Source organism: Alishewanella sp. HH-ZS, from assembly GCF_001704375.1.
GTDB classification, from domain to species: domain Bacteria; phylum Pseudomonadota; class Gammaproteobacteria; order Enterobacterales; family Alteromonadaceae; genus Alishewanella; species Alishewanella aestuarii.
In genome coordinates, this window is sequence record NZ_LZEJ01000056.1 from 1 (window position 1) to 20,646 (window position 20,646).

The following is a 20,646-nucleotide window of genomic DNA, read 5'->3' on the forward strand; positions in this document are numbered from 1 at the left end:
AAACGTTCGCGATCTCGCCCTGGGGCTTTCATCGACCTCGGGTTTAACACAGCTAAACTGTGTGGTCAGCTTTTGTAGCAAGGCGCGCCGGTAAACAGAGGTAGAGGCCAGATAGAGTGGCGGATGCTGCTGCGTAGTCATTTTTCATCCTTAGGGTAATTTCACGCTATGATTCAGGGGGCGGCCGCACTATAATGCCAAGCCGCGCTATTCGCCAGAAAGCTGCGAGAAATATGTTAAAAAACCTGCAGAACCCTTTGACACTCAGGGACTGCTTCTATATGATGCGCGCCTTATGCAAAAAGTGAAAATACCTGTTACGCTGGATCCGGTAAAGGCAGCGCAAAAGCGGTCAGACTACGAAGGCATTATTGTGCTGAGTACGTTAACCCGACTTTCTGAGAGCTTGCTGAGTAACGACGGCGAAGTAACAGTCAGAATTGAATGCGGAACTGACCAGCAGGGACTGACTGTACTACAGGGTACAGCAACTTGTCTGGTAAGTGTAAAGTGTGAGCGATGTGGCGAAGCGATGCCGCTCACACTAGACTGCAGTTTTGCATATACTCCGGTTAACGGAGATGATGATGCGGCTTTGGAGTTGATTCCTGAGCGCTACGACGTGATCGAACGTGATGAACACGGCGAAATTAATTTACGGCAGCTGATTGAAGACGAGTTGATTCTGACGCTTCCTTTGTACCCGATGCATGCGCCTGAAGATTGTTCAGTTAATCCAGACAGTATGAGTTTCGGTGACATAGGCCCGGAGCCGGAAAAGCCCAACCCGTTTGCAGTGCTGCAAGAATTGAAGAAAAAGTGATTTAGGAGAAATACAATGGCTGTTCAGCAAAACAAAAAATCTCGTGCACGTCGTGACATGCGTCGTTCACACGATGCTTTAACTGGCCCAACGCTGTCAGTTGATTCAACTTCAGGTGAGACGCACCGCCGTCACCACATTACTGCCGACGGTTTCTATAAAGGCCGTAAAGTAAAATAAGTCTGGACCCTTGTCCTGACGGTTTTTACTGGTAGTAAAGTGCAGCCGCTAAAGCCGACTCTGGCTTTAGATATGATGGGGGGCGACTTTGGCCCCCGATCTACTATACCTGCCGCCCTGGCAGCGCTAACAGAATTCCCCGAACTCGAACTTGTGTTTTGTGGTGACCAGCCACTGCTTAGCCGTATGCTGACTGAAGCCGGCGTTGCTGCGCATCCGCGCATTCGCTTTGTGCACAGTGACGATCAGGTTTCGATGGCCGATAAACCCTCATTAGCCTTACGCACTAAACGTGACTCTTCGATGCGCCACGCCCTCGATCTGGTTGAGCAGGGTAAGGTTCAGGCCTGTGTCTCTGCCGGTAATACCGGTGCTCTGATTGCAATGGCGCACTATGTACTGAAAATGCTCAATGGCGTCGAGCGGCCTGCGCTGGTCAGTGCCTTACCCAGCTGCAACGGTAAGCCAGTGTATATGCTGGATTTAGGTGCTACCGTTAATTGTGATGCCGACACCTTGTTTCAGTTTGCGGTAATGGGCGCGGTGATGGCCGAAGAAGTGATCGGCATCCGGGCGCCGCGCGTGGCACTGCTAAACATGGGCGAAGAAGAAATTAAAGGCTCGGATCAAATCAAACGCGCCTCACAGTTACTGCAGGAATGCCGGGATCTGAATTATATCGGCTATATCGAAGGTAATGATATTTTCTCCGGTAAGGCGGATGTGATTGTTTGCGATGGCTTTGTCGGTAACGTGGCGCTAAAAACCTGCGAAGGGGTAGCGAAACTGATCCTGAAGCGGGCGCAACAAGGCGTGAAACAGCGGCCTTTTGCTGCTTTATTAAGCTGGCTGTGTAAACCTGCCCTAAAAAGTCTTTATCAGGGGATGAACCCCGACCAGTATAATGGTGCAAGTCTGATAGGATTGCGCGGCATTGTAGTGAAAAGTCATGGAAATGCGACGAAAGACGCATTTTTAAGTGCCATCCGACAAGCAGTGTGCGAGGTTCAACGCCAGGTACCTGCAAAAATAAAAGATCGGCTGGAACAGGTTCTGATAGATAAAGCATAGGCCAGCATGTACTCAAGAATTATTGGTACCGGAAGTTATTTTCCGGCAACAGTCCGCACTAATGCGGACTTAGAGTCTATGGTGGAAACCACAGACGAATGGATTATCGAACGCACGGGTATTAAAGAGCGGCGCATTATCGGTAAAGACGAAAGTGTGGCGACCATGGGTGCTGCTGCTGCCCGTAAAGCACTGGAAGCGGCCAACGTTGATAAAAACAGTGTCGATATGATTATCTGCGCCACCACCAGTGCCTCGCGCGCCTTACCCAGTGCTGCCTGCGAAATTCAACGCGAACTGGATATTCCTGCTATTCCTGCCTTCGATATTGCTGCCGCCTGCGCCGGTTTTTGTTATGCCTTAAGTATTGCCGATCAATACATTAAAACCGGTCTGGCAAAACGTATCCTGGTGATTGGCTCAGACTGCCTGTCACAGCTGGTCAGCCCGGAAGATCGCTCTATGGTGATCCTGTTTGGTGATGCCGCCGGTGCTGTGTTACTGGAAGCGTCAGAACAGCCGGGCATTTTATCGACCCATATTCATGCTGACGGTAAATACTCAGAATTGCTTTACGTCGATAACCCTATTCGCGGTGACGAAGCCTCGGTACATAACTCCTGGGGTAGCATGAAGGGTAACGACGTCTTTAAAGTTGCCGTGACCAAGCTGTCTGAAGTGGTTGAGCAAACCCTGGCCGCTAATAATATGGACAAATCGCAAATCGACTGGCTGGTGCCGCATCAGGCGAACTTACGAATTATTGCTGCGGTGGCGCGTAAACTGGATATGTCGATGGATCAGGTGGTGATTAACCTGGATCGCTATGGCAATACCTCGGCGGCGACCGTACCGACAGCGCTGGATGAAGCAGTACGTGATGGTCGGATTCAGCGTGGTCAAACCTTATTGTTAGAAGCCTTTGGCGGCGGTTTCGCCTGGGCCTCTGCACTGGTTCGCTACTAAGCTTTTATTTCAATGAAAATTCTTAATTTCAATGCAGGCACCTTTTAACAGGGTATAACGATGACGAAAAAACTTGCAATTGTCTTTCCAGGTCAGGGTTCACAGAGTGTTGGCATGTTAGCCGATCTGTATCAAACTTACCCGCTGGTAAAGGATACGTTTAACGAAGCTTCAGCGGCACTGGGTTATGATTTATGGGCACTGGTTGCGAATGGCCCGGAAGAGCAGCTGAATGAAACCCAGCGCACCCAGCCGGCATTATTAACGGCTTCTGTTGCCGTCTGGCGTGTATGGCAGCAACAAGGCGGCGCTACGCCAGCCTATTTTGCCGGTCACTCGTTAGGAGAATACTCGGCACTGGTTTGTGCGGGCGTATTGTCTTTGGCCGATGCGGTAAAACTGGTGGAAAAGCGTGGCCAGTATATGCAGCAGGCCGTGCCGGCCGGTACTGGCGCCATGGCAGCAATTATTGGTCTGGACGATGCGGCCATTGCCAAAGCCTGTGCCGACGCGGCTCAGGGTGAAGTCGTGGCGCCGGTTAACTACAACTCACCGGGGCAGGTGGTGATTGCCGGTCATAAAGCTGCGGTAGAGCGGGCCGGTGAAGCCTGTAAAGCGGCCGGAGCCAAACGCGCGCTGCCGTTGCCAGTAAGCGTACCGTCACATTGTGCGTTGATGCGCCCGGCAGCTGAGCAACTAGCCGTTGATTTAGCTGCGCTGCATTTTAATATGCCGGTCATACCTGTGGTTAATAATGTTGATGTCGAGTTGGCAGACAGTGCTGAAGCAATTAAAGAGGCATTAATTCGTCAGCTGTATAGCCCGGTGCGCTGGACGGAAACCATTGAGTATTTCGCCGCGCAGGGCGTGACCGAAGTACTGGAACTGGGCGCGGGCAAGGTACTAAGTGGCCTGATTAAACGCATTAATAAAGAGCTGAACACCAGCTCAATTACCGATAGCGCCGCGTTAAGCGCTGCCCTTACAGCAGAATAAGGTAACAAGATGACAGCATTTATTTCATTAGAAGGTAAGGTCGCGCTGGTAACAGGCGCCAGCCGTGGGATTGGTAAAGCCATTGCTGAGCAACTGGCTGCTCTGGGTGCCAAAGTAGTCGGTACCGCGACCAGTGAGAAGGGCGCAGCCGCTATTTCTGACTATCTGGGCGCTAACGGCAAAGGTTTAGTGTTGAATGTGACCGATGCCGATTCTGTTGAGCAGTGCCTGGCGCAAATCAAAGAAAGCTTTGGCGAGATCGATATTCTGGTAAATAATGCCGGTATTACCCGCGATAATCTGCTGATGCGGATGAAAGATGAAGAATGGTTTGATATTATGCAGACCAATTTAACTTCGGTGTATCGGCTGAGCAAGGCGGTACTGCGTAGCATGATGAAAAAGCGTTTTGGCCGCATCATTACTATTGGCTCAGTAGTGGGCTCAATGGGCAATGCCGGACAAACCAATTATGCTGCGGCGAAAGCGGGTGTGCTGGGCTTTACCAAATCACTGGCCCGTGAAGTGGCATCACGCGGTATTACCGTAAATGCTATCGCACCGGGTTTTATTGATACGGACATGACGAAAGAGTTGTCGGACGAGCAAAAAGAAGCTATTTTCTCGCAAGTCCCTGCAAATCGTTTAGGGCAGCCAGAAGAAATTGCGGCGACAGTGGCATTTCTGGCGTCCACGCAGGCAGCCTATATTACCGGTGAAACAGTTCACGTTAACGGCGGTATGTATATGGTGTAAGCAAATCAGGTTTGACCAGCAAAAAATGCCAAGGGCATTGCTTGCATCAACCCCTGCTTACGCATAAACTAGCGCCAAACCAAATTGCACGATTTGTTGCGATTTAGATGAGAAAAAGGAAGAAAAGATGAGCAACATCGAAGAACGCGTTAAAAAGATTATTGTTGAACAACTGGGCGTTAAAGAAGAAGAAGTGAAAAACGAAGCTTCTTTCGTTGACGATCTGGGTGCAGACTCACTGGACACAGTAGAGCTGGTGATGGCGCTGGAAGAAGAATTCGATACTGAAATTCCAGACGAAGAAGCAGAGAAAATCACCACGGTGCAATCAGCCATTGATTACATCAAAGCCCACGCTGAATAAGCCGAAAGCTTGAGAAACGGGTAGCGAGGCTACCCGTTTTCGTTTTAAGAATCAGAAAAACAGGTATCTACGGAGGACACGGTGGCAAAACGTCGTGTAGTGGTAACAGGTTTAGGAATGTTGACGCCGCTGGGCAATGATGTGACCAGCAGCTGGCAGGGACTGCAGCAGGCGAAAAGCGGCATTGGCCTGATCGAGCACTTTGACACCAGTGCTTATACAACTAAATTTGCCGGCTTAGTCAAAGATTTTGATGTTGAGCCTTATTTCCCGGCGAAAGACGCCAAAAAAATGGATTTGTTTATCCAATACGGCGTAGCAGCAGCCATGCAGGCCTTTCGTGACTCCGGCCTGGAAATCAATGAAGTGAACGCCCATCGCATTGGTGCCGCTATCGGTTCCGGTATTGGTGGTTTAGGTTTAATTGAAGAAAACCACACCAAGCTGATGAATAGTGGCCCGAAGCGTTTATCACCGTTCTTTGTGCCATCAACCATTATTAATATGATTGCCGGCCAGCTGTCGATTATGCTGGGTTTAAAAGGCCCGAATATCAGTATCGTTACCGCCTGTACTACAGGTGTACACAATATTGGTCAGGCCGCGCGGATGATTGCTTATGGCGATGCCGATGTGATGGTAGCCGGTGGTGCTGAAAAAGCTTCAACCGAGCTCGGTATGGGGGGGTTTGGCGCGGCTCGCGCGTTATCAACCCGTAACGATGCGCCGCAGCAAGCCAGCCGGCCCTGGGATAAAGACCGTGACGGTTTTGTGCTGGGCGACGGTGCCGGTGTGATGGTGTTGGAAGAATATGAGCATGCCAAGGCCCGTGGTGCGAAAATTTACGCCGAGCTGGTCGGTTTTGGTATGAGCGGTGATGCCTACCATATGACCTCGCCACCGGAAAACGGTGATGGCGCTGCCCTTGCGATGAAAAATGCACTGAATGATGCTCAGGTTAACCCAGAGCAAGTGCAGTATATCAATGCCCACGGTACCTCAACGCCAGCGGGTGATATCGCTGAGACTATGGCGATTAAAACCGTATTTGCCAACAACCTGGATAAACTGATGGTCAGTTCATCGAAATCGATGATTGGTCACCTGTTAGGGGCCGCCGGTTCAGTGGAATCTATTATCACGGTGCTGTCGCTACAGGATCAGCTGGTGACGCCAACCATTAACCTGGATAATCCAAGCGAAGGTTGTGATCTGGACTATGTGCCGCATCAGGCGCGTCAGGCGAAACTGGAGTATGCACTGTGTAACTCCTTTGGTTTTGGTGGCACTAACGGCTCGATTTTGTTTAAGAAAATCTAAGCCGCGATGCTGTTTGCAAGAAACCGCAGTTAAATACTGCGGTTTTTTTATGCAGCTAAAGCCGCTAAACCGGGCTTTGCTTTGCAAGGCGGCAGCCTTAAGGCATACTGAGCTCAACCTTATGCAAAGCTGTGGCAAATTTTTGTAAAGAGCAGATATGGCTGATTTCATCCTGATTAATTCGCCAAACAGTACCGCCGTTGCCGGCGGCTGCCGCGCTTTACAATATGGCGATGGCTTGTTTACGACAATGCGGGTAAGTCAGGGTGAAATTGCACTCTGGTCGTTGCATCTGGCGCGGCTACAATACAGTGCCCGGCGCCTTGGCTTTGTGGAACCAGACTGGCAACAGCTCAGCGCCTGGCTGCAGGTGCAAGCCCGGCAAATGACAGCTGACTGCGTTTTTAAACTACTGATTTCACGCGGTATCGGGGGGCGCGGTTATGCAGCGGATCCAAAGGCAGAAGTCAGCTGTTATTTGTATCAGGCACCGATGCCGGATTATCGCGCGCTAAAGGCCGCCGGTTTAAAGGTGGGGCTGGCCAAATTGCGTCTGGCAGCACAACCGGCGTTGGCAGGGTTAAAGCACTGTAACCGGCTGGAGCAGGTGCTGCTAAAACAAGAGCTGGCGGGCACAGCATTAGATGATTTGGTGGTGGCAGACAGTAATGATCTGGTGATAGAGGGCAGTGCCGCCAATCTGTTCTATCAGTTGCATGGGCACTGGTACACCCCGCCGCTGGATAAATGCGGCGTAGCAGGGGTAATGCGCAGCCATATTATGCAGCAGCAGCCGCAGATCGCTGAGCGGCCGTTAGCGCTACACGAATTGCCGCTTCTAAGCGCGATGTTTTTTAGCAATGCATTGCTGGGGATAGCCGCAGTGCGAGAATTAGATGGCCGGCCGCTGCCGATGGCGGCCGTGCATAGCTTACAACAACAGGTATTATGCTAAGACGTTTATCTTATTGGCTGCCGGTACTACTGGTCCTGGTACTGGTTGCCGGCAATAGTTACTGGCAACAGGCACAACAGGCCTTATTGGCGGCGCCGATCCGTTTTAGCGAAGCCTTGTATGACGTAAAGCCCGGTGCCTCGGCCCGACAACTATGCCGGCAGTGGCAAACACAGCAACAACTTACCGCCTGGCAGTGCCAGCAGTTGAAACTTTATCTGCGCCAACACCCAGAGCAGGCGCAATTGCAACAGGGCCTGTACCGGGTAGAGGCCGAAATGTCGTTGCAACAGGCATTGGCACTGTTTCGCTCGGGTCGGGTCGCACAATTTAGTGTTACCCTGATTGAGGGCGAAACCCTGGCGCAAAGCTGGCAACGCTTTGTCGATTTACCTTATTTACAACAGGATTTGCAGCAGATCGCCGAATTACAGCAGCTGTTACGCTGGCCAGCTGAGTGGGGCGAATTGGCGCCAATGCCAGAGCTGGCTCAGCAAATGGAAGGATTATTCTTTCCGGACACCTATTTTTATACTGCCAACAGTAAAGCCAGCGCTATCTGGTTGCGCGCCCATCAGGCACTGTTAACGCAGCTGGAGCAGATTTGGCAGCAACGGCAACCCGATTTACCACTGCAAACGCCCTATCAGCTGTTGATACTGGCGTCGATTATTGAAAAAGAGAGTGGTTTGCAAGCTGAACGCGGTCTGGTTAGTTCGGTGTTCGTCAACCGTTTAAATACCGGGATGCGCTTACAAACCGATCCGACAGTGATCTATGGCGTAGCAGATTATAATGGTCGCATTACCCGGGCACATTTGCGTGATCCACACCCTTACAATACCTACCGGCATCATGGTTTGCCACCGGGGCCAATTTCACTGGTGAGTATCAGTGCGCTCAAAGCGGCAGCGGCACCGGAGCAAAGCGACTATTACTACTTTGTCAGCCGCGGTGATGGCTCCCACGTGTTTTCACAAACATTAGAGCAACATAACAGCGCAGTACGCAAATATATTCTTGGGCAAAATAATGAGCAGTAACGGCAAATTTATCGTTATCGAAGGGCTGGAGGGCGCCGGTAAAAGTACCGCTATCGCCACGGTGAAGCAATACCTGGAAAGCCGCGGCCATCAGGTGGTTTGCACCCGGGAGCCGGGCGGTACACCTCTGGCAGAGCAGTTACGGACTTTGGTAAAGCAAGCCGATCTTCAAGAGCAGATAGCGCCGGAAACAGAGCTACTGCTGATGTATGCTTCACGGGTACAGCTGTTGACCAATGTGATCCGGCCAGCGCTCTCTGCCGGTAACTGGGTGCTGGCTGACCGGCATGATTTATCGTCACGCGCCTATCAGGGCGGTGGCCGGCAACTTGGTGATAAGCTGATTGATACACTACGCCAGGCGGTACTGGGTAATACCAGGCCGGATCTGACACTGTATCTGGATCTTGATCCGGCACTCGGTTTAGCCCGTGCTGCCAGCCGCGGTGAATTGGATCGGATTGAACAGGAACAACTGAGCTTTTTCCAGCGCACCCGTGCCAAATATCTGGAGATCGCCGGCAAAGAGCCGAATATCGTGGTGATTGATGCCAGTCAGCCACTAGCCGAGGTGCAGCAGGCGCTGTTGACTGCCCTGGCTGCGGCCGGAGTTTAAGATGGCGCTGCTGCAACTGCCCAATTATCCCTGGTTGGCGGAGAGCTTTGATAAGCTTTCCTGGCTGTATCAGCAGCAACGGCTGGCGCATGCCTTATTGTTAAGCGGCCCGGAGGGGATGGGCAAGTTTGAGCTGGCGCAGCTGCTGAGTGCCTTGCTGTTATGTAAGAACCCGCAGGCCGGTCAGCACTGTGGCCAGTGTAAAAGCTGTTTGTTGCTGGCCGCAGGTAACCATCCGGATTTACTGATGCTGCAACCGGAGGGCACTAGCCTGGGCGTGGATGAAATCCGCCGTCTTACCGACTTTACTCAGGGCAGGGCGCAGCAGCATGGCCATAAGGTGATAGTTGTACGTCATACCGAACGGATGACCGAGGCCGCCGCCAATGCACTACTTAAAACACTGGAAGAGCCGCCGGCAGGCTGTTTTTTACTGTTATGTACTGCGCAGGCACAGCGCTTAAAGCCAACTATTTTAAGCCGTTGTCAGCGCTGGGCTATAGCGCCGCTGGCGCCACAGGCGCTGGCCGATCATCTGGCAGCACAGCACAGCGGCCCCATTGCTGATTTTATCGTTAGCTTTAGCGGCGGGGCGCCGTTAAAAGCCATGGCGTTGCTGCAATCGGACCAGTACGCGACCCTGGATACGCTGTTACAGCAGTTATTAACGTTGCTGGTGCAGCGGCAACCGCTGCAGCCTATGCTAAAAACCCTGGAAGGACGCACGGATCTGACGTTGATCCTGAGTTATCTGCTACATAAATTCAGTTTAGAGCAGCGGTTAGGCGCACCGCAGCTGCAGACTATGCAACAAAGCTTAATCCGCTTCTGCCGTGACGAGCAGCAGATTTTAGGGCAAAATAAGAGTCTGGCAATCAGCGCTATACTTAGTGAGTGGCAACAGTTGTTGGCGCCGGCGCGCGCCCAGCCTGGTCGTCGCTAACCGGAGGCAAGAATGGAAGAGCTGGCATTAGGTTTTACTGATACGAAAGAGCTTTATCGCTGTTATATGCCGTTTTTCAAAAATGGCGGCTTGTTTATCCGCTCGGCCCGTCATTACAAGATGGGACAATCCCTGGCGTTAAGCGTTACCCTGCCTGATGCATTGGAGCCAGTTGTGGTAACGGGCAAGGTCGCCTGGGTATCGCCGCTGGGTGCACAAAGTTCTAATCCGGCAGGAATAGGTGTAGCCTTTATCGACGATAAACATGGTTTAAGCAGCCGGATAGAAAAATTACTGGGTGTGCAATTACACAGTAATGAAATTACATACACGATGTAACAACTGCGATGCAGTTAATGAATTTGAGGTTATTTTGTTTGTAGATTCACATTGTCATCTCGACCGTCTGGAGTTGGACAAATTAGGGCTGACATTACAGCAGGTTTTGGATAATGCCCGGCAACGTCAGGTTGAGCATTTACTTTGCGTTAGCGTGTCATTAGCTGAGTATCCGGCGATGGCCGAACTGGTGGCACCTTTCTCCGAAGTCTCTGTCTCCTGTGGCGAACACCCGCTGCATCAAACCGATAGTGTTGATGCTGAACTGTTGTTACAGCTGGCGGCGCAGCAACAAGTCGTTGCTGTTGGCGAAACCGGGTTGGATTATTTCTATAATCCGGATTCAAAGCTAAGCCAGCAGGATGCCTTTGTGAAACACATTGATGTCGCCCGTCAATTACATAAGCCACTGATTATCCATACCCGTGATGCCCGTGCTGATACGATTGCCCTGATGAAAGCGCATGCCGCGGCAGATGCCGGGGGCGTATTGCACTGCTTTACTGAAAATTACGAGATGGCTAAGGCGGCTTTAGATCTGGGATTTTATATTTCGTTGTCGGGCATTATGACCTTTCGTAATGCCAGTGAGCTGCGTGAGGTGGTGCGTAAATTACCGTTGGATCGTTTACTGATCGAAACGGATGCGCCTTATCTGGCGCCGGTGCCACATCGCGGTAAAACCAATCAGCCAGCCTATGTTACTGACGTCGCAGCGGCAATGGCGGAGATTAAGGCGGTGTCGTTAGTGGAGTTAGCGCAGCAGACCAGCGCCAACTTTTATTCACTGTTCCCGCTGGCAGCAGTCAAACGCAAAGCCGCTTGAGCATAGTCTAACATTTTGAAAGTAGTAGATAAAAGGAGCCCGGAACCAATCCGAATTGTTCCGGGCTTAGGGGAATGGCTCATAGGGAATGAGCCGTGCGCTATCGAGAAGAAGTTACAAAAGGTAAAATCAAGTGTAGCCAAGCCTCACTAATTTTCATGTTCCTAAAGCAGCTAAATTAGCAAGCGCTTGCATCAATCATCCGTCGGGTTATACCCAAGTTATCCCCAGCTTATCCGTGCAATTATGCACAGCTACTGAATTTGACCTGTTATAGGGTCAGAATTTGTTATCATTATGTAAGCTAAAGAGCCTGCTTTATATTCTAAAAAAATCTAAAAAATTCATCTTCAGCTACAACGATAGCTCGGGTTTATTATTCACTATCGCAGGATGGACTCCGGTACGGCGGGCGTACCGGAGTCCTAAAGCGGGTGCTGGCTACTGCGTCTGACTGCATTGTGTTTGGTGTTTATCTCGCTATCGCAGGATGGACTCCGGTACGGCGAGCGTACCGGAGTCCTGGTGCGGTGTTGCTTTGAGTTAGGTGTTTATCTCGCTATCGCAGGATGGACTCCGGTACGGCGGGCGTACCGGAGTCCTAAAGCGGTGTTGCTTTGAGTTAGGTGTATATCTCGCTATCGGAGAATGGACTCCGGTACGGCGGGCGTACCGGAGTCCTAAAGCGGTGTTGCTTTGAGTTAGCTGTTTATCTCGCTATCGCAGGATGGACTCCGGTACGGCGAGCGTACCGGAGTCCTAAAGTATTAATATGTACTTTAGTCTGATTGTCGACAATCCTGCCGATTTTGACTTGACACTGGCGTTAAATAAGCCTAAAACTTACCCATTCTTTGTTTATGTCGACAATCAGCTATGAATCCTGCTTTGCAACGCCCCGCTGTAACCGCTGCTGATCGTGTACTGCAAGAGCTGCTGCGCGCCATTGTGGCCGGTGAAATTGCGCCGGGCTCAAAGATCAGCGAGCCGGAGCTGGCGAAACGCTTTGATCTTAGCCGCGCGCCGCTGCGTGAAGCCTTAGCAAGGTTAGAGCGTTGCCACTTGCTGGAGCGCACGCCGAATGCCGGGGCGCGGGTAGTGAAATTGTCGACAGAAAATTTGTTATCGCTGTATCAGCTACGTGAAGAATTAGAGGGCTTAGCCTGCCGGTTAGCGGCGACCCAAATGAGCGATGCCGAAATTCGTGAGATGCAGGATCTATTAGATCAGCATCTTAGCTCGCAGCGGGTGCGTGAGGGCGAAAGTTATTACCAGGAAGCCGGCGATCTGGATTTTCATTACCGCATTATTCTTGGCAGTAAAAACCCGTATTTAATCAATATTCTCACCGACGAGCTGTATCACCTGATGCGGATGTACCGGGTACAGCTTGGCATGAATGGCCCGCGCGTATCGCGGGCATTTGACGAACATAAGGCTATTATTAATGCCATTGCCAATCGTGATGGTGAACTAGCCGATCTACTGATGCGCCGGCATATCGCTGCCTCCAGGCGCAATATCGAACATAAACTGTCTGAACTAGAGCAACAGGGGAACTAAGATGAGCAATTTAACCGCCGGCCAGAAATTCCGTGCCGCCATTACCGCCAATTCGCCACTGCAAATCGTCGGCACCATTAATGCCTACACCGCGATGATGGCCGAGCGTACCGGACACCAGGCGCTTTATCTGTCTGGTGCTGGCGTAGCCAATGCCTCCTTTGGTTTACCTGATTTAGGCATGACCTCATTAAATGATGTCTGTGAAGATATCCGCCGCATTACCGCAGCAACCTCAGTACCGTTACTGGTAGATGCCGATACCGGTTGGGGTGGTGCTTTTAATATTGCCCGCACGGTAAAAGAAATGACCCGCGCCGGCGCAGCGGGCTTTCATATTGAAGATCAGGTCGCGCAAAAACGTTGTGGCCATCGCCCGAATAAAGAAATTGTCAGCTTAGATGAAATGGTTGACCGGGTTAAAGCCAGTGTGGATGCCCGTACTGACGAAAGCTTCTTTATTATGGCGCGTACCGATGCGTTAGCACAGCAAGGTTTAGATGCGGCTATTGAGCGCGCTATTGCCTGTCAGGACGCTGGTGCCGATGCCATTTTTGCTGAAGCCGTGCATACGCTGGAACAATACAAAGCCTTTACCTCAGCGTTAAAGGTGCCGGTACTGGCTAATATCACTGAGTTTGGTCAAACCCCACTGTATAACAAAGCTGAGCTGGCCAGCGTCGGTGTGGCGATGGTGCTGTATCCGTTAAGTGCCTTCCGTGCCATGAATAAAGCCGCATTAAATGTGTATCAGTCAATTTTAGCAAACGGCGATCAGAAAGCCGTGGTAGACAGCATGCAAACTCGCGCTGAGCTGTATGACTTTTTAAATTACCACAGCTTCGAGCAAAAACTGGATCAGCTGTTTAGCAGCAAAAAATCTTAAAATAAATATTTTACATTTTTAATTATTACTTTTAGCCAAAATCATTGCCGCTGCAGCAAGGCAGCAAGTGAGTGAATCCTCGGGAGCATAGTCTACTATGTGACCGTGGTTCGCGAACGCAGCTAACACCGCTGCAGTGACAAGGATGAAGGCTAAACAGAACAGGAGCAACAAAACCATGTCAACAGGTAAAGTACTCTCAGGCGCAGGTTTGCGCGGCCAGGTAGCAGGTAAAACCGCCTTATCAACAGTAGGTAAGACAGGTTCAGGCTTAACCTATCGGGGCTATGATGTAAAAGATTTAGCCGCCAACTGTACCTTTGAAGAAGTGGCGCACTTAATTTTAAAAGGCGAATTGCCAAATAGTGCTGAACTTGCCGCTTATAAAGCCAGATTAAAGAGCCTGCGCGCACTGCCTCAGGCATTAAAAGATGTGTTAGAGCGTATTCCCGCCAATGCTCACCCGATGGATGTGATGCGTACCGGCTGCTCAATGCTGGGTAACCTGGAAATGGAACACAGCTTTGCCCAGCAGCAGGACGTAACCGACCGGATGCTGGCGATTTTTCCAGGGTTGGTTAACTACTGGTATAACTATAGCCACCATGGCAAGCGCGTAAACGTGGAAACCGACGCCGACTCCATTGCCGAACAATTCCTCTGGACCTTGCACGATAAAAAGCCGGAAGCCTTGCATGTCGAAGTGATGCAAGCCTCACTGATTTTGTACGCCGAGCATGAATTTAACGCCTCGACCTTTACTGCCCGGGTGTGTGCCTCGACGCTAAGCGATATGCACTCCTGTATTACCGGCGCTATCGGCTCACTGCGCGGCCCATTGCATGGCGGAGCTAACGAAGCGGCGATGGAGCTGATTGAGAAAATGGATAACGCTGACGATGCCGAGCAAAAACTGCTGGGCATGCTGGAGCGCAAAGAAAAAATTATGGGTTTTGGCCATGCCATTTACTCAGAGTCGGATCCGCGTAACGCCGTGATTAAAGAGTGGTCAGAAAAACTGGCCAAGGCCAATGGCGATACCAAGCTGTACGATGTGTCAGTGCGCTGTGAAGCGGTAATGTGGCGTGAGAAAAAACTGTTCTGTAACGCCGATTTCTTCCATGCTTCGGCCTATAACTATATGGGCATTCCAACTAAATTGTTTACACCGATTTTCGTCTGCAGCCGCTTAACCGGTTGGGCCGCGCATGTGATGGAGCAGCGCGCCGATAACCGTATTATCCGGCCAAGCGCCGACTACGTGGGTGTTGAGCCGCGTAATGTGAAACCGATTGAATCAAGATAGAGTTTAGGTGCCCGAGAATCGGATTGCTCTAAGCCAAGTCTTGAAGGCATGGTGCCTGACAAATGCGTTTGGAGCGCATTTGGACAGGCACTGGCCCGCAAGGGTGAATGTCAGGATGACATTCACAATGAAGCCTACAGGGATGTATTCACGGCGGCTTGGCGTGGGCAATCCGGTTCGACGGTGCACGCCTGACTCTGAATCCAAAGTGCTATGCAGACAGAGACCAACCATGAATAGCCAATACCGCAAAAATTTACCCGGTACCCAGCTCGACTACTTTGACGCCCGCGAAGCGGTAGACGCCATTGAGCCGGGTGCTTATGCCAAACTCCCATACACCTCGCGCGTGCATGCCGAAAACCTGGTGCGCCGCTGCGATCCGGCGCTATTGCCAGATGCGTTAAAACAGCTGATTTACCGCAAGCGCGATATCGATTTTCCGTGGTTTCCGGCCCGTGTGGTCTGCCACGATATTTTAGGCCAAACCGCACTGGTTGATTTAGCCGGTTTGCGTGATGCCATCGCGGAAAAGGGTGGTGATCCGGCCAAAGTGAACCCGGTGGTGCCAACGCAGCTGATTGTTGACCACTCATTAGCCGTAGAACATGCCGGTTTTGAAAAAGACGCCTTTGAGAAAAACCGCGCCATTGAAGACAGACGTAACGACGATCGCTTCCACTTTATTAACTGGACCAAAAAGGCCTTTAAAAACGTGGATGTGATCCCGCCGGGTAACGGCATTATGCACCAGATTAACTTAGAGCGGATGTCGCCGGTGATCCATGCCAAAGATGGCGTGGCTTATCCGGATACCTTAGTAGGTACTGACAGCCATACGCCGCATGTGGATGCTTTAGGTGTAATCGCCATTGGCGTCGGTGGTTTAGAGGCCGAAAGCGTGATGCTGGGCCGCGCCAGCTGGATGCGGCTGCCGGATATTATCGGCGTAGAGCTAACCGGCAAAGCGCAACCAGGTATTATGGCAACCGATATTGTACTGGCGCTGACCGAGTTTTTGCGTAAAGAAAAAGTGGTATCAAGCTATTTAGAATTCTTTGGCGAGGGTGCCGACAGCCTGAGTTTAGGTGACCGGGCTACTATTTCTAATATGACACCGGAATACGGTGCCACGGCGGCGATGTTCTCTATCGATCAGCAAACGCTGGATTATTTAACCCTGACGGGCCGCGAGAGCGCACAGGTAAAACTGGTTGAAACCTATGCCAAAACCGCAGGCCTTTGGAGTGAGAGTTTAAAAACCGCCGAGTACGAGCGGGTACTGCGCTTTGATTTATCCAGCGTTGGCCGCACTATGGCTGGCCCATCGAACCCGCATGCCCGTCTATCGACCAGCGATTTAGCCGCGAAAGGTATCGCCGGTAAGTATGAAATTGAAGAGGGCAAGATGCCGGATGGCGCGGTGATTATCGCGGCCATTACCAGCTGTACCAATACTTCTAACCCGCGCAATGTGATTGCCGCCGGTTTGCTGGCGCGTAATGCCAATAAGCTGGGTTTAAGCCGCAAGCCGTGGGTGAAAACCTCGCTGGCACCTGGCTCCAAAGCGGTGCAGCTGTATTTGGAAGAAGGCGGTTTACTGCCAGAGTTGGAGCAACTGGGCTTTGGTATTGTCGCCTTTGCCTGTACTACCTGTAACGGTATGAGCGGCGCGCTGGATCCGGTAATTCAGCAAGAAATTATTGACCGTGATCTGTACGCTACAGCCGTGTTATCGGGTAACCGTAACTTTGATGGCCGTATTCACCCTTATGCCAAACAAGCGTTTTTAGCCTCGCCGGCGCTGGTTGTCGCCTATGCCATTGCCGGTACTATCCGCTTTGATATTGAAAAAGATGTATTGGGCTACCATGAGGGTAAAGCCATTACCTTAAAAGATATCTGGCCAAGCGATGCCGAAATTGATGCGGTAGTGGCGCAAAGCGTAAAACCGGAGCAGTTCCGTAAAGTGTACGAGCCGATGTTTGCGCTAAGTGTGGATTACGGTGAGCAAATTAGCCCGCTATATAATTGGCGGCCACAAAGTACCTATATTCGCCGCCCACCATACTGGGAAGGCGCGCTGGCAGGCGAGCGCAGCTTAAGCGGCATGCGACCGCTGGCGATTTTGCCGGACAATATTACCACTGACCATTTATCACCGTCGAACGCCATTCTGCTGGATAGTGCGGCCGGTGAGTATCTGGCTAAAATGGGCTTGCCGGAAGAAGACTTTAACTCTTATGCCACGCACCGCGGCGATCACTTAACGGCACAGCGCGCTACCTTTGCTAACCCAAAACTGTTTAACGAAATGGTGCTGGAAAACGGCAAGGTAAAACAGGGTTCGCTGGCGCGGGTAGAGCCGGAAGGTAAGGTCATGCGGATGTGGGAAGCGATTGAAACCTATATGGATCGCAAACAGCCGCTGATTATTATTGCCGGTGCCGACTATGGCCAGGGCTCATCACGCGACTGGGCCGCCAAAGGTGTGCGCTTAGCGGGTGTTGAAGCTATTGCCGCTGAAGGCTTTGAGCGCATTCACCGTACCAACTTAATTGGGATGGGCGTATTGCCGCTGGAGTTTAAGCCGGGCACTAACCGTAAAACCCTGCAGTTAGATGGTACTGAAACCTATGATGTGAAAGGCGCTCGCACACCACGTACCGATTTAACGCTGGTAATTAACCGCGCTAATGGCGAAGTGGTAGAAGTACCTGTCACCTGCCGTTTAGATACGGCCGAAGAAGTGTCGATTTATGAAGCCGGTGGTGTGCTACAGCGCTTTGCGCAGGACTTTTTGCAAGGAGCGGTGTAATGAGCGTCGGTCAGATCAAAATTCCCGCTACCTATATGCGTGGCGGAACCTCGAAAGGCGTGTTCTTTAAGCTGACTGACTTACCCGCTGCTGCCCAGCAGCCGGGTAAGGCGCGGGATAACCTGCTGCTGCGGGTAATTGGCAGCCCGGATCCATACGGTAAACATACCGATGGCATGGGCGGCGCGACCTCGAGCACCAGTAAAACCGTGATCTTAAGCAAAAGCAGCAAGCCCGAGCATGATGTTGATTATCTGTTTGGTCAGGTCGCTATCGATAAACCCTTTATTGACTGGAGTGGCAACTGCGGCAACTTAACCGCTGCAGTAGGCGCTTTTGCCATTAGCAATGGTTTGGTCGATGCCGCGCGGATCCCGCAAAATGGCCTGTGCACGGTGCGGATTTGGCAGGCTAATATTGGCAAAACCATTATTGCCCATGTGCCGATGACAAAGGGTGAGGTGCAGGAAACCGGTGACTTTGAGCTAGATGGGGTAACCTTTCCTGCGGCGGAAGTGCAAATTGAGTTTCTGGATCCGGCCGCCGATGAAAGCGAGGGCGGTGGTGCCATGTTCCCAACCGGCAATTTAGTGGATGATTTAGAGGTGCCAGGTATTGGTAACTTTAAAGCCACGCTAATTAATGCCGGCATTCCGACCATCTTTGTTAATGCCGCGGATATTGGCTACACCGGTACTGAACTGCAGGACGCGATAAATAGCGATGCGGCGGCCTTAGCGCGCTTTGAAACTATCCGCGCCTATGGCGCAGTAAAAATGGGTCTGATACAGGATATCAGCGAAGCGGCCGCCCGCGCCCACACGCCAAAAATTGCTTTTGTCGCGCCGCCACAAAGTTATATGGCGTCCAGCGGTAAAGCCGTTGCTGCCAGCGAAATTGATTTGCTGGTACGGGCCTTATCAATGGGTAAATTACACCATGCGATGATGGGCACGGCAGCGGTGGCCATTGGTACGGCCGCTGCAATACCCGGTACCCTGGTAAATTTAGCCGCCGGCGGTGGTGCCAGAGAAGCAGTACGCTTTGGCCATCCATCTGGTACCTTACGGGTTGGTGCCGCCGCCGCTGAAGTGGACGGTCAATGGACGGTGACCAAAGCCATTATGAGCCGCAGCGCTCGGGTACTGATGGAAGGCTGGGTAAGAGTGCCGGGCGATTGTTTCTGAAAAAGACAGGGGTAAAAGCTTAAATTAACAGGGCGCTTTTGCGCCCTGTTCGTATTGGTGAGTTTAAGTTCAGCTATTAGCCATCAATTTGGCATTCTGCTGGTTACGTTGGCAATGCCGGTAAACAAACTCAGGTGCCAGATCGACCCCTGCGCGCCATTCAATCGTATCGAAAGACACAAATACCTGATTAAATGCAGACGTTTCCTGTAAGCGTTTAAAGACACCAAAGTCCAGATAAGGCTTCATATCCAAAATGCCATGTTCACCATTAGCAAATTCGATTGCTAATTGATAGTTTTCCAATGCGGTTACCCGTGTTACTGCCGGAAACATGCTTAAACCTCTTATTGCAATGGTTTAATCTTGAATGGTTCTTCGCCATTCATTACTAATAACCAATCCGCCATGAGTTCGTCCTGGTGTAGCTCCGCCCAAGCCAAGACCAATTTCGTTTGCTTAACAGGAAGATCCCCCTGCAAAATTTCGCACTCTAAAATATCAACTGTTGCCCTATACTCACCATAATATACATGAAAATGCGGTGGTGGATGTTCTTTAGGGGCGTAATACATTCGGATTATTATCCCGTAGAACATGGAGATAGTTGGCATAATCTTTTCCTTACCAAGTATAGCGGCTTCTTGGGGTATTACCTAAAGTAGTTGCGATAGTGGACTTTGCACGGCATTACCTCCTTGCTTTAACACATGGGTATAAATTTGCGTGGTTTTTACATCGGTATGGCCAAGTTGTTCCTGCACAGTGCGGATATCCATACCGGCTTGTAAAAGGTGCGTGGCGAAAGAGTGGCGTAAGGTGTGGCAGCTAACATGCTTGTCGATCCTTGCTTTACGGGAGGCACTTTTCACCGCCTTTTGCAAACCCGATTCATCAATATGATGGCGGCGCAGCAATTTAGAGTCGGGATCAATGCTTAGTTTGTTGGATGGAAATAAATACTGCCAGCCCAGCTCTTTTGGCGCACCAGGATATTTGCGGGCTAAGGCAAAAGGTAACCAAACCCCGGCATAATCTTGAGTTTCAAGATCTTGCTGATAATAAGCCTCGACCAAGGAAATTTGGCGTTTTAATGCCGGCACCAGCTCTGGCGCTAAGGTGACCCGCCGGTGTTTACCACCTTTACCATGCCATACCATGATAGAGAGGTAGTCAAAATCAATAGCGGCAACCCTTAACCGCACCGCCTCCATTAACCGCAAGCCACTGCCATATAGCAATTGCGCCAGCAGCAAATAGCCAGGATCAATTTCTCTTAATAAGCGTTTAATTTCGTCTTTGGTTAGTACAACCGGCAGCTTTCTGGGTTTACTGGATTGATTAAAATTCAAGTTAAGTGATAACGGCCGCTGCAAAATCTCTTTATACAAAAAACTGAGCGCATTAAGCGCCAATGCCTGCGTTTGCACTGCAACATGCCTATTTACCGCAAGGTAGGTTAAAAACTGCTCTACGTGTTGCTCCGCTAAGTCTTTAGGGTGCTGCTTTTTATGAAATAAAATGTAAAAGCGGATCCAGTGTAAATAGGTTTCAACCGTGCGCTTAGCATAGCGGCGCTTATCTGAGGGATCCCCACAAATTGCTCCCCCATATTATCCACACTCTATCAGATCGTCCGGTGTCCAGCACCACTGAGCTATCCACTGCAAAATTTGCTTTAGCCCTTT

General features: G+C 50.9%; 23 protein-coding genes. 19 read left to right on the top strand and 4 right to left on the bottom strand.

The features are described from left to right. Positions 1-141 (bottom strand): Maf family protein (locus A9165_RS16695; protein ID WP_176714630.1); only part of this gene is annotated, 141 nt, incomplete at its 3' end. 154 nt (positions 142-295) lie between these two features. On the opposite strand from A9165_RS16695, the gene yceD reads away from it, so the two are divergent. The 19 genes from yceD to prpF all read left to right on the top strand — a co-directional run bounded on the left by yceD (position 296) and on the right by prpF (position 18,958). Continuing rightward, positions 296-823: a 23S rRNA accumulation protein YceD gene (gene yceD / locus A9165_RS15315; protein WP_008951890.1), complete on the top strand. Its 528-nt coding sequence runs from the start codon at positions 296-298 to the stop codon at positions 821-823. A gap of 15 nt (positions 824-838) precedes the next feature. Then, positions 839-1,003 carry a 50S ribosomal protein L32 gene (rpmF, locus tag A9165_RS16700; protein WP_008951891.1) on the top strand — a complete coding sequence of 55 codons (165 nt, stop codon included), beginning with the start codon at positions 839-841 and terminating at the stop codon, positions 1,001-1,003. A 39-nt stretch (positions 1,004-1,042) separates the two neighbouring features. Then, positions 1,043-2,074 carry a phosphate acyltransferase PlsX gene (gene plsX, locus A9165_RS15320; RefSeq protein WP_008951892.1) on the top strand — a complete coding sequence of 344 codons (1,032 nt, stop codon included), beginning with the start codon at positions 1,043-1,045 and terminating at the stop codon, positions 2,072-2,074. 6 nt (positions 2,075-2,080) lie between these two features. Continuing rightward, entirely contained in the window at positions 2,081-3,040 is a 960-nt protein-coding gene (locus tag A9165_RS15325) for a beta-ketoacyl-ACP synthase III (RefSeq protein ID WP_008608293.1), read from the top strand. A 60-nt stretch (positions 3,041-3,100) separates the two neighbouring features. Continuing rightward, complete coding sequence (gene fabD / locus A9165_RS15330; protein ID WP_039925263.1) at positions 3,101-4,036, top strand: ACP S-malonyltransferase; 936 nt, start codon at positions 3,101-3,103, stop codon at positions 4,034-4,036. A 9-nt stretch (positions 4,037-4,045) separates the two neighbouring features. Continuing rightward, positions 4,046-4,792 (top strand): 3-oxoacyl-ACP reductase FabG, encoded by a 747-nt coding sequence (fabG, locus tag A9165_RS15335; protein ID WP_008608296.1) that lies wholly within the window; start codon positions 4,046-4,048, stop codon positions 4,790-4,792. Between the two features lie 127 nt (positions 4,793-4,919). Further along, entirely contained in the window at positions 4,920-5,156 is a 237-nt protein-coding gene (acpP, locus tag A9165_RS15340; RefSeq protein ID WP_008608297.1) for an acyl carrier protein, read from the top strand. 81 nt (positions 5,157-5,237) lie between these two features. After that, positions 5,238-6,476, top strand: coding sequence for a beta-ketoacyl-ACP synthase II (fabF, locus tag A9165_RS15345; protein ID WP_008608298.1), 1,239 nt, complete (start codon positions 5,238-5,240; stop codon positions 6,474-6,476). Positions 6,477-6,633: 157 nt separating this feature from the next. Then, a complete protein-coding gene (gene pabC / locus A9165_RS15350; RefSeq protein ID WP_065956531.1) occupies positions 6,634-7,431 on the top strand; it encodes an aminodeoxychorismate lyase in 798 nt (265 codons plus the stop codon). Beyond that, a complete protein-coding gene (gene mltG / locus A9165_RS15355) occupies positions 7,425-8,474 on the top strand; it encodes an endolytic transglycosylase MltG (RefSeq protein WP_008608302.1) in 1,050 nt (349 codons plus the stop codon). Before pabC ends, mltG begins: the two co-directional genes overlap by 7 nt. Continuing rightward, positions 8,464-9,090 carry a dTMP kinase gene (gene tmk, locus A9165_RS15360; RefSeq protein ID WP_065956532.1) on the top strand — a complete coding sequence of 209 codons (627 nt, stop codon included), beginning with the start codon at positions 8,464-8,466 and terminating at the stop codon, positions 9,088-9,090. The genes mltG and tmk overlap by 11 nt, the downstream gene beginning before the upstream one ends. A gap of 1 nt (position 9,091) precedes the next feature. Further along, complete coding sequence (gene holB, locus A9165_RS15365) at positions 9,092-10,033, top strand: DNA polymerase III subunit delta' (RefSeq protein WP_065956533.1); 942 nt, start codon at positions 9,092-9,094, stop codon at positions 10,031-10,033. A 12-nt stretch (positions 10,034-10,045) separates the two neighbouring features. Next, positions 10,046-10,372: a PilZ domain-containing protein gene (locus A9165_RS15370; protein ID WP_065956534.1), complete on the top strand. Its 327-nt coding sequence runs from the start codon at positions 10,046-10,048 to the stop codon at positions 10,370-10,372. A 34-nt stretch (positions 10,373-10,406) separates the two neighbouring features. Then, positions 10,407-11,198 (top strand): TatD family hydrolase, encoded by a 792-nt coding sequence (locus A9165_RS15375; RefSeq protein WP_065956541.1) that lies wholly within the window; start codon positions 10,407-10,409, stop codon positions 11,196-11,198. 876 nt (positions 11,199-12,074) lie between these two features. After that, complete coding sequence (locus A9165_RS15380) at positions 12,075-12,761, top strand: GntR family transcriptional regulator (RefSeq protein ID WP_065956535.1); 687 nt, start codon at positions 12,075-12,077, stop codon at positions 12,759-12,761. A 1-nt stretch (position 12,762) separates the two neighbouring features. Next, entirely contained in the window at positions 12,763-13,647 is an 885-nt protein-coding gene (gene prpB, locus A9165_RS15385) for a methylisocitrate lyase (RefSeq protein ID WP_065956536.1), read from the top strand. A gap of 178 nt (positions 13,648-13,825) precedes the next feature. Continuing rightward, positions 13,826-14,953: a 2-methylcitrate synthase gene (prpC, locus tag A9165_RS15390; protein WP_065956537.1), complete on the top strand. Its 1,128-nt coding sequence runs from the start codon at positions 13,826-13,828 to the stop codon at positions 14,951-14,953. A gap of 232 nt (positions 14,954-15,185) precedes the next feature. Then, entirely contained in the window at positions 15,186-17,771 is a 2,586-nt protein-coding gene (acnD, locus tag A9165_RS15395; RefSeq protein ID WP_065956538.1) for a Fe/S-dependent 2-methylisocitrate dehydratase AcnD, read from the top strand. Next, positions 17,771-18,958: a 2-methylaconitate cis-trans isomerase PrpF gene (gene prpF, locus A9165_RS15400; protein WP_065956539.1), complete on the top strand. Its 1,188-nt coding sequence runs from the start codon at positions 17,771-17,773 to the stop codon at positions 18,956-18,958. Before acnD ends, prpF begins: the two co-directional genes overlap by 1 nt. A gap of 69 nt (positions 18,959-19,027) precedes the next feature. On the opposite strand, the gene A9165_RS15405 is transcribed toward prpF, so the two are convergent. From A9165_RS15405 to A9165_RS15415, 3 genes are read right to left on the bottom strand one after another with little or no spacing between them, the layout of a single operon-like run. Continuing rightward, positions 19,028-19,294, bottom strand: a complete 267-nt coding sequence (locus tag A9165_RS15405) for a DUF2442 domain-containing protein (RefSeq protein WP_008608319.1) — start codon at positions 19,292-19,294, stop codon at positions 19,028-19,030. 11 nt (positions 19,295-19,305) lie between these two features. Next, on the bottom strand, positions 19,306-19,572 hold the full coding sequence (locus tag A9165_RS15410; protein ID WP_039925278.1) for a DUF4160 domain-containing protein: 267 nt from the start codon (positions 19,570-19,572) through the stop codon (positions 19,306-19,308). Positions 19,573-19,614: 42 nt separating this feature from the next. Then, positions 19,615-20,559, bottom strand: coding sequence for an integron integrase (locus A9165_RS15415; RefSeq protein ID WP_065956540.1), 945 nt, complete (start codon positions 20,557-20,559; stop codon positions 19,615-19,617). Positions 20,560-20,646: the final 87 nt, after the last annotated feature.